The organism is Micromonospora sp. S-DT3-3-22 (assembly GCF_015354745.1).
In the GTDB taxonomy this organism is placed as follows: Bacteria; Actinomycetota; Actinomycetes; order Mycobacteriales; family Micromonosporaceae; genus Micromonospora; species Micromonospora wenchangensis.
Genome location: NZ_JACGMO010000190.1, coordinates 1 through 9,077 on the forward strand (window position 1 = coordinate 1; position 9,077 = coordinate 9,077).

Annotated in this window: 6 protein-coding genes and 2 pseudogenes; 5 read left to right on the forward strand and 3 right to left on the reverse strand. The window is 76.2% G+C overall.

What is annotated here, in order from left to right:
• A pseudogene (locus H1A17_RS32305) lies at window positions 1-702 on the forward strand (DEAD/DEAH box helicase); the annotation flags it as partial.
• A gap of 61 nt (window positions 703-763) precedes the next feature.
• Here the strand turns inward: H1A17_RS32305 and H1A17_RS32310 are convergent.
• Window positions 764-1,282: a hypothetical protein gene (locus tag H1A17_RS32310; protein WP_145918456.1), complete on the reverse strand. Its 519-nt coding sequence runs from the start codon at window positions 1,280-1,282 to the stop codon at window positions 764-766.
• A gap of 127 nt (window positions 1,283-1,409) precedes the next feature.
• On the opposite strand from H1A17_RS32310, the gene H1A17_RS32315 reads away from it, so the two are divergent.
• Both H1A17_RS32315 and H1A17_RS32320 read left to right on the forward strand, forming a co-directional pair.
• Window positions 1,410-2,204 (forward strand): S-adenosyl-l-methionine hydroxide adenosyltransferase family protein, encoded by a 795-nt coding sequence (locus H1A17_RS32315; RefSeq protein ID WP_194823656.1) that lies wholly within the window; start codon window positions 1,410-1,412, stop codon window positions 2,202-2,204.
• A 63-nt stretch (window positions 2,205-2,267) separates the two neighbouring features.
• Window positions 2,268-2,489 carry a CPCC family cysteine-rich protein gene (locus tag H1A17_RS32320; RefSeq protein WP_240762684.1) on the forward strand — a complete coding sequence of 74 codons (222 nt, stop codon included), beginning with the start codon at window positions 2,268-2,270 and terminating at the stop codon, window positions 2,487-2,489.
• Between the two features lie 40 nt (window positions 2,490-2,529).
• Here the strand turns inward: H1A17_RS32320 and H1A17_RS32325 are convergent, their stop codons facing one another.
• The gene (locus H1A17_RS32325; protein WP_228544662.1) at window positions 2,530-3,774 is read right to left on the reverse strand and encodes a hypothetical protein; all 1,245 of its coding nucleotides are present in this window, start codon (window positions 3,772-3,774) and stop codon (window positions 2,530-2,532) included.
• Window positions 3,775-3,919: 145 nt separating this feature from the next.
• Between H1A17_RS32325 and H1A17_RS32330 the strand changes: the two genes are divergently transcribed.
• The gene (locus H1A17_RS32330) at window positions 3,920-4,750 is read left to right on the forward strand and encodes a DNA-formamidopyrimidine glycosylase family protein (protein WP_145918453.1); all 831 of its coding nucleotides are present in this window, start codon (window positions 3,920-3,922) and stop codon (window positions 4,748-4,750) included.
• Window positions 4,751-4,902: 152 nt separating this feature from the next.
• Entirely contained in the window at window positions 4,903-8,508 is a 3,606-nt protein-coding gene (locus H1A17_RS32335) for a hypothetical protein (RefSeq protein ID WP_194823658.1), read from the forward strand.
• 46 nt (window positions 8,509-8,554) lie between these two features.
• Here H1A17_RS32335 and H1A17_RS32340 read toward each other — a convergent pair.
• A pseudogene (locus H1A17_RS32340) lies at window positions 8,555-9,077 on the reverse strand (hypothetical protein); the annotation flags it as partial.

Consider the following 9,077-nt stretch of genomic DNA (forward strand, 5'->3'; position numbering starts at 1 on the left):
GGCCCGCCCACGGTGGCCGGGCGCTGGTCGCGGCTGCCGGAGCGGGACACCGACCCGACCCGGCGGGCCGCCGCCCTGGCCGACCTGCTGCTCGACCGGCACGGGGTGGTGACCCGGGGCGCGGTGGTGGCCGAGCAGGTGGTCGGGGGTTTCGCCGCCGTCTACCCGGTGCTGGCCGCGCTGGAGGAACGGGGCGCGGCCCGGCGCGGCTACTTCGTGGAGGGGCTGGGGGCAGCGCAGTTCGCGGTGCCCGGGGCGGTGGAGCGGTTGCGGGCGTTGGCCGAGCCGGCCGACCGGGGGCGCGGCGACGGGCCGACCACGGTGCTCGCCGCCACCGACCCGGCCAACCCGTACGGCGCGGCGCTGCCCTGGCCGGAACGGGCCGTCGACTCCGGTGACGGCACCGCCCCGGGCAGCGGGCACCGGGCCGGGCGCAAGGCCGGGGCGGTGGTGGTGCTGGTCGGCGGCGAGCTGGCCCTCTACGTCGAGCGGGGCGGCCGGACGATCCTCTCCTTCACCGACGACGCCGACGCGTTGGCCGCCGCCGGCAAGGCGCTCGCCGACGCGGTGCACTCCGGGGCGTTGGGGGCGATGTCGGTGGAACGCGCCGACGGTGAGGCGGTGCACTCCTCGCCGCTGCGCGACGCGCTCACCGCCGCCGGTTTCCGGGCCACCCCCCGGGGCCTACGGCTGCGCGGCTGACGGGCAGGGCAGCCCGTGCCTGCGCCGCCGACCGGGGCACCCCGGCCGGCGTCGGGCGGGGTCAGCCGAGCTTCGCCAGGACGTCGTTGTAGCGCTTCTGCTCGGCGGCGCTGGTCCGGGTGCCCAGGTAGTTGAGCACCACCGCACCGGCCCGGTACGCCTTGGCCCCCCACACGTCGGTCTGGTTGGTCGCGCTCGCCTCGTCGGGGAAGACGTACACGGCGACGGCGTCGGTGACGAGCAGTTGGGCACAGCCGACGCCCGTACCGTTGGGGCCGCAGTCCTTGGAGCGGTCACGCGGGTCCGGCACCGTGAGGCCGGCGGCCTTGAACGCGTCGACCACCTTGCGGGCGGCGGGGGCGCTGGTCTGCTTGGTCGGCAGCACGAACGGCGGGGTGGAGGGGCTCTCCCGGGGGGTGCTGCCCGGCTTCGCGGCCTTCGGCGCACCGTCGGCCGGGGGCGCCTCGCTGGTGGCCGGGGCCTTCGACCGGCCGTCGGCCCACGCCCCGCCGTCCCGCTCGTCGCCGGGGTCGTCGCCGCAACCGGCGAGGGCCAGCGTGAGCAGGGCGATGGTGGTCACGGGGAGGATACGGAGGCGTTTCGTCACCCCGGCAGTCTGCCGAACCCGGTGCGCGGGCGGCACCGGCCGGTCGGTCGATCGGGGTGTCCGGTCAGTGGTAGGACGGTCACCGCACTAGCCTGCCGGCATGACCCCGACCCCCTGGATCTCGCTGACCACCGACTACGGGCTCACCGACGGTTTCGTCGCCGTCTGCCACGGCGTGATCGGCCGGATCGCCCCGGCCGCGCGGGTGATCGACGTGACCCACCTGGTGCCGGCGGGGGACGTCAGGCGCGGCGCGGCGGTGCTCGCCCAGGCGGTGCCGCACCTGCCGTACGGGGTGCACGTGGCGGTGGTGGACCCGGGGGTGGGCACCGCCCGGCGGGGGGTGGCGCTGGTGACACCGGGCGGGCTGCTGGTCGGGCCGGACAACGGGTTGCTGCCGGCGGCGGCGCAGGCGTTGGGCGGGGTCACCGCGGCGGTCGAGCTGACCGCGCCGGGCTGGGTGGCGGCGGAGGTGTCGGGCACCTTCCACGGCCGGGACGTGTTCGCCCCGGTGGCGGCCCGGCTGGCGCTCGGCGACCCGCCGGCCGACGCGGGCCCGCCTGTCGATCCGGCCGGCCTGGTGACCCTGCCCGCGCCGGTGCTGCGCCGGGAGGCGGACGGGTTCACCGCCGAGGTGCTCACCGTGGACCACTTCGGCAACGTGCAGCTCGCCGCCGGGGCCGACCTGCTGGCGGCGTTGCCCGGCACGGTGCGGGTCGCCGGCCATCCGGCGGTGCGGGGCGTGACGTTCGGGGACGTACCGCCCGGTGACCTGGTCGTGCTCGTCGACTCGGCCGGCCTGGTGGCGGTGGCCAGCAACGGTGGCCGGGCGGTGGACCTGCTCGGGGTCGCCCCGGGTGCCACGGTGACGGTGCGGGGACGGCCCGGAGGGTGAGCTGCGCTCCCTGTCGGGCGTCCGGTGTGGAATGCTGCTGCGGTGGGTGAAGTGTGGGTTCCGGTGGGCTGTCCCTGTTGTGCGTCCCGGACGGGTGGGGGCACCTGTCCGGTCTGTTTCTGGACCGATGACGGCCAGGGCGACGCCGATGCCGACGTGGTGCGGGGCGGTCCCAACGGTGACCTGAGCCTCACCCATGCCCGGCTGAACTTCGCCGTGTACGGTGCCAGCCACCCCCGCTACCAGGACATGGTCCGCCCGCCCCGCCCGGACGAGCGGCCCTGAGCCGGCCCGCCCCCGGCCCGGCGGGGTCGGGGGCGGCCGGTCAGCAGCGGGACACGGTGCCGCCGTACACCGTGGACACGTACGCGTGGCTGACGTACTGGCCGCCGGCCAGCCGGTTCCACCGGTTGGTGGTCCGGTACGTCCCGGCGACCGTCTGCCCGGTGACGTAGCACTGGATGGGCACGTTGGCGTGTGTGGCGGCGAGCCCCCGCACCGGGTACGAGGTGCCGGGGCCGGTGCGGATGTTGAGCGGCCCGGAGCCGATCACGCCGCGCGGGCCGCTGCCGGTCCACAGGTACGCCACGTCGACCCAGGCGTTGTCGGTGAGCAGCAGGCCGTCCCAGAAGGTGCCGTCGGCGAGGTCGATGCCGGCCGGGTTCAGCACGGTACGCCCGAACTGGTCCTTGCCGCCGTTGTAGCCGTACTGGTAGGCGGCCTGGGCCTCGGGTCGCCCCTGCGGCAGGTTCTTCCAGTTCTCCCGGACGGCGGCGGGGTTCCAGTAGTCGTCCCGGGTGTTCCACGGGCCGACGTCCCAGACGGGTGCGTACTCGCAGCGGCTGCCGCTGGTGGTGCAGACCCGCACGGTGTAGTCCCCGGTGTCGATCGGGGACAGTCCGCGTCGGGACGGCAGGGCGACGAAGTGGTCCCGGGGTTGGATGGTGCGCCCGTTGGCGGTCACCCCGCCGACCTCGCCCTCCCGGGTGGCGAACACCCGGGAGCTGCGGACGGCGGTGGGGGCCGGGGTCGCGGCGGCGGTGGTGTCGGCGGTGAGCTGCACCGCGCGTACCGATGCGGCGGCGTGCGCGTCGCGGGTGGTGAGCAGCACCCGGGCCTGGACCCGGGTGACCGGGCGGTCGAAGAGGGCCGGTCCGCCGCCGGCCTCCCGCCACTCGGTCCAGCCGGTGGCCAGCCAGCCGCGCACCTGGACGCCGACGGCGGCACCGGTGGCCGCCTCGGCGGTGAGGTCGGCGCGGACCCGGTTGGCCGGGCCGGCGAGGCTGCGCGCGGGGGCGAGCAGCACCCCCTCGGCGACCGGTACGCCCAGGGCGGCGGGCCGGTTCCGCCGGGTCGGGTGGGGGTCGGCGAGGCGCAGCCGGCCGGCGCCGAAGCGGACGTTGACGTCGTCGCCGCCGGCCACGGCGAGGTCGACGGTCCAGCTCTCCCCGGCGGTCGGGGTGCCGCGCGTGCCGGCCGGGGACTGGTCGGCGGCGTGGCCTGCGGTACGGGGGGCGGCGGTGGCGGCGGTCGGGACGAGAACTCCGGTCAGGGTCAGCAGACCGACCAACAGCCACGATGGGGGACGACAAGGGACAAAAGCCATAATCTTCTCCTCAAGACCTCCCTATAGTGCATTTTTTCGTAGATCGACAGGAAGCACGCTACAAATAGCGATACACGCGAATTCTGTTCGGACGAGGGAGAATGCTGGGGTGCCCGAGGGAGACACCGTCTGGAACACCGCCCGCGTCCTGCACCGCGCGCTCGCCGGAGCCCGGCTGACCGGCAGCGACCTCCGGGTGCCCGCGCTGGCCACCACCGACCTGACCGGCTGGACGGTGGCGGAGTCGGCCAGCCGGGGCAAGCACCTGCTGCTACGGCTGACCGCGCCGGCCCCGGTGGCGTCGACCACCGCCTGGACCCTCCACTCCCACCTGCGGATGGACGGCGTGTGGCGGGCGTACGCCCCGGGGGAACGCTGGACGGCCCGGCCGGCCCACCTGATCCGGGCGGTGCTGCGCGGCGCGGAGGCGGTGGCGGTCGGCTACCACCTGCACGAACTGGCCCTGCTGCCCACCGCCGAGGAGGAGCGCCTGCTCGGGCACCTCGGCCCCGACCTGCTCGGCGCGGACTGGGACCCGGCGGAGGCGGTCCGCCGGCTGGCCGCCGCACCCGGGGTGACCATCGGCGAGGCGCTGCTCGACCAACGCAACCTGGCCGGGGTGGGCAACCTCTACAAGTGCGAGCTGCTGTTCCTGCGCGGGCTCTCCCCGTGGACGCCGGTCGGCGCGGTGCCCGACCTGCCCGGCACGGTGGCGCTGGCCCAGCGGCTGCTGGCCGCCAACCGGGGCCGGTGGACCCAGAGCACCACCGGTTCGCTGCGCCGGGGCCAGACCAGTTACGTCTACGGGCGGCGGGCCCAGCCGTGCCGCCGCTGCGGCACCGCCATCGCCAAGGAGGACCTGGGCGAACGGGTCACCTACTGGTGCCCGACCTGCCAGCCAACGCCACCACCGACCGACCCGGCGACACCTCCCGCCTGACGGGACAACCCGCAGACACGGACGAATGGGTAATTCCTATCCGGCCGCCGACGTCGCATGCTGCGGTGGAGTGCTCACCGTTCGTGACCATCGGACGCGACCGCCCACCACGCCGGGGTGGGGGCGGCGGGTCCCCGTGCCCGGGGAGAGCCATGACCCTGTTCCGCAGACTGCGACCGCACTGGACGACCCGGGTCGTCCGCCTCCACCGGCCCGACCGGCCCACCGTGCCGGCCGCCCGCACCGGCGAACCCGATCCCGCCCCGGCGACCCTCGACCCGGCCGCCGTGCCACGCTGCTTCGGCCCGGTGCCCAACTTCGCCGGCAGCCCGCTGCCGGTACGCGACCCGCAGGGCCGGGTGGTCACCGGCACCGGCCTGCGCAAGTTCGTCGACGCGCTGCCGCTGCCCGGCCCGGCGGGCCGCACCGAACTGGGCGGGTACCTGCCGGTCGCCACCCCGGACACGGTGACCTGGCCGGGCTGTGACTACTACGAGATCGGGCTGGCCGAGTACACCCAGCGGCTGCACCGGGACCTGCCCACCACCCGGCTGCGCGGCTACCGCCAGCTCAACCTGGGCACCGACCCGCACGGCCACAACACCGTCGCCCCACCGGAACGGCCCTACCACCTCGGGCCGCTGATCATGGCTCGGCGGGGCCGGCCGGTCCGGATCAAGTTCATCAACCAGCTCCCCACCGGCCCGGCCGGGGACCTCTTCCTGCCGGTCGACACCAGCCTCGCGGGAGCCGGGGCGGGGCCGCTGGAGGGGCCGGCGCCCTACCCGCAGAACCGGGCCGTGCCGCACCTGTCCGGCGCGCACACCGGGTGGATCAGCGCCGGCAACCCGTGGCAGTGGGTGACCCCGGCCGGGGAGATCACTCCGTACCCGACCGGGCCGGGCCTGACCCACGTGCCGGACATGCCGCCACCCGGGGCGGGGGCCACCACGCTCTACTACCCGAACGCGCAGAGCGGCCGGCTGATGTGCCTGCACGACAACACCCTCGGCCTGTCCCGGCTGACCGTCCTGTCCGGTCAGTTCGCCCTCTACCTGCTCACCGACCCGGTCGAGGAGGAGCTGACCGCCGACGGGGTGCTCCCCGCCGACCAGGTCCCCCTGGTGATCCAGGACCGGACCTTCGTCCCCGACGACGCCCAACTCGCCGCCGAGGACCCCACCTGGGACCGGGACCGCTGGGGCGCCCGGGGCAACCTGTGGCACCCGCACGTCTACCAGTCCCGGCAGGACCCGTACCGGGACTGCGGGCGCAACCCCACCGGCCGCTGGGACTACGGCCCGTGGCTGCCCGGCGTGGACGGGCAGGACGGGCCCCGGGTCGGCCCGGTGGACAACCCGCACCACGATCCGGTGGCCGCGCCGCACGAGCCCCCGCAGGCCCCCGGGGTGCCGCACCCCAGCGCCGTGCCCGAGGCGTACGGGGACACCATGCTGGTCAACGGGGTCGCCTACCCGTACCTGCGGGTGCGGCCGACGGCGTACCGGTTCCGGATCGTCAACGGCTGCGCCGACCGGTCGGTCAACCTCCAGCTCTACCGGGCCCGCTCCGACGGGCCGATGTGGCAGGCCGACGGGAGCCTCGCCGACGCCGACGCCGGCGAGGTGCCGATGGTGGACGCGGTCCGCGCTCCCGGCCGGCCCGCCGACTGGCCCACCGACGGACGCGACGGCGGGGTGCCCGACCCGGCCGCCGCCGGCCCACCCATGATCCAGATCGGCAACGAGTGCGGGCTGCTCCCCGCCCCGGTGGTGCTGCCCAACCGGCCCGTCGGCTACCGCTACGACCGCCGCGACCCGACGGTGCTCAACGTGGACTCGGCCGCGCTGCTGCTCGCCCCCGGCGAACGGGCCGACGTGATCGTCGACTTCTCCACCCTGCCGCCCGGCGCGACGGTGCTGCTCTACAACGACTGTCCGGCCCCGCTGCCCGGCTTCGACCCCCGCTACGACCGGCACACCGCCGCCGGGGACCGCCGCGCCGACGGCGGCGGCCCCACCACCCTGCCCGGGTACGGCCCGAACACCCGTACCGTGCTCCAGTTCCGGGTGGCCGGCGCCCCCGGCCGCCGGTACGACCTGGACCGGCTGGCCGAGCGGCTGCCCGCCGCGTACGCCGCCGCCCAGCGCCCGCCGGTGGTGCCGCACCCGGTGTACGACCGGGCGTTCGGCACCGCCACCGGGCGGGCGACGGTCGCCTCCGCGCAGGCCACCTCGCTCACCTTCACCCCGCCGGGCGGCACCACGCCGGTCACCCTGCCGATCCAGGTGAAGACCGTGGGCCCGGTCTTCGAGCCGGAGTACGGGCGGCGGGCCGGCCGGCTCGGCGTACCCCACCCGGGTGCCGGCCCGCTGGGGCCGGTGACCCTGCCGCTCGGCCCGACCGACCCGGCCACCGAGATCCTCATCGCCGCCGACCCGACGGTGGGGCCGGCCGACCCGGCCGACGGCATCCAACTGTGGCGGATCTGCGGGACCGGCCGGCAGACCCACCCGGTCCGCTTCGACGGCTGCGACGTGCAGGTGGTCAACCGGATCGGCGGGGACGGCACGGTCCGCGCCCCCGACGGCGGTGAGCGGGGCTGGAAGCAGACCGTCCGGGTCAACCCGGCCGAGGACGTGGTGGTGGCGCTGCGGCCCGAGGTGCCGCCGCTGCCGTTCAAGGTCGCCGACAGCCTGCGGTTGCTCGACCCGACCCGACCCGCCGGGGTACGCCTCGACGCCAGCCCGGTGAGCCCCTGCGACGGCCGACCGACGATCGTGGTCAACCAACAGGTCAACCTGGGCTGGGAGTTCCGCTGGTCCAGCGGCGCGGCGGGGCTGCGGGACCTGGGCATGAGCCGGCCGCTGGTGCTGCGGGTCTCGCCCCGCGCGCCGACCGGGCTGACCGCGACCCCGGTGCCCGGCTCGGCGACCGCGCTCCCGGCGATCGCGCTGGCCTGGACGGGCAACGGCAGCCGGCCGGCGGCCACCGGGCACCTGCTCCAGCGGGCCACCGACGCCGGTTTCACCACCGGGCTGACCACCATCACCGTGGCGGCGACCGCGACCCGCTACACCGACGCCAGCATCACCCCCGGCGTGACCTACCACTACCGCATCCGGGCCGAGAACGCGGCCGGCTGCTCGGCCTGGTCGAACAGCAGCCCGGCGTCGGTGCGCCTGCCCGCGCCGGGCGGGCTGGCCGCGACGGTGCCACCGGCGGCCCCGCTGCGGGTGGCGCTGCGCTGGGTCAACCGTTCCTTCGCCACCGGGCTCGACGTGCAGCGGGCCACCAACCCGACCTTCACCAGCGGTCCGGGCACCACCGCCGTGCCGGTGGCCGACCACCACCTCGATCCGGCGGTCGCCCCGGACACCACGTACTACTACCGGGTCCGGACCACCTACCTCGGTGCGGCGTCACCGTGGTCGACGGTGGCGACGGTGACCACCCCGCCGGTGCCCGAGCTGCCGACCGGGGTCGCCGCGACGGTGGGTGTCCCCGCGCCGGACACGGCGACGGTTTCGTTGAGCTGGGCGGCGAGCGTCCCGACCGGCCCGGGGGCCGGGTTCGTGGTGCAGCGTGCGGTGGACCCGGCGTTCGACCGGGAGGTGGCCAGCTTCACCGTCACCGGGCGCAGCTTCACCAACACCGGCCTGGCCCGGGGGGTCACCTACCACTACCGGGTCCGCTCGTTCAACGTGGTGGGCAGCTCACCGTGGACCGGCCCGCTGCCGGTCCGTACGCCCGACTGAGGTCAAGCGGGCCGGCGGCGGCCGGGGCGGCCCGCCGCGCGGGCCCTCAGCGGGTGGGGGTGCGTTGGGGTTCGCCGACGGCACGCAGCTCGGCCAGCGCGGACGCGACGCCGTGCAGCAGGTCCGTCGCCTCCATCAGCCGGGCGGCGGACGGGTCCGCGACGACCTCCGGGTGGGCGTCCTCCGCGACGTAGCCGGCCGCGGCGGCGACCAGCCCCTCGTAGGCGGTCACCCCGGTGACCAGTTGGTCGAGCAGGGCACGGTGGGCCTCGGCGAGCCGGGGCCGGGCCTCGGGTGGGGCGAGCCGCAGGGCGCGCTCCACCCCGGCCGTCCGGTCGGCGAGGTCGCGCAACGAACGGTCGGCGGCGGCGGCCTCCAGCACCGCCGGCTCGGCCAGGCCGGTGAGCCGGGGCGCGATACCGGCCAGGGTGAGCGCGGCCCGGTCCAGCCGGGCCCACGACTCGGCGGCGGAGGGCGGCCAGCCGGTCCACCGTCGGCCCGAGCACGTCGGGTGCGAACATCCCCTCGCCCGGCGTGTCGTAGTGCCGGGCGGCCTCGGTGTCCCAGAT

What these genes read in the sequence shown, in the direction of transcription:
- H1A17_RS32315 (WP_194823656.1), top strand. Translation starts at nt 1,410, where the DNA reads ATGACCCCGACCCCCTGGATCTCGCTGACCACCGACTACGGGCTCACC.
- H1A17_RS32335 (WP_194823658.1), top strand. Translation starts at nt 4,903, where the DNA reads ATGACCCTGTTCCGCAGACTGCGACCGCACTGGACGACCCGGGTCGTC.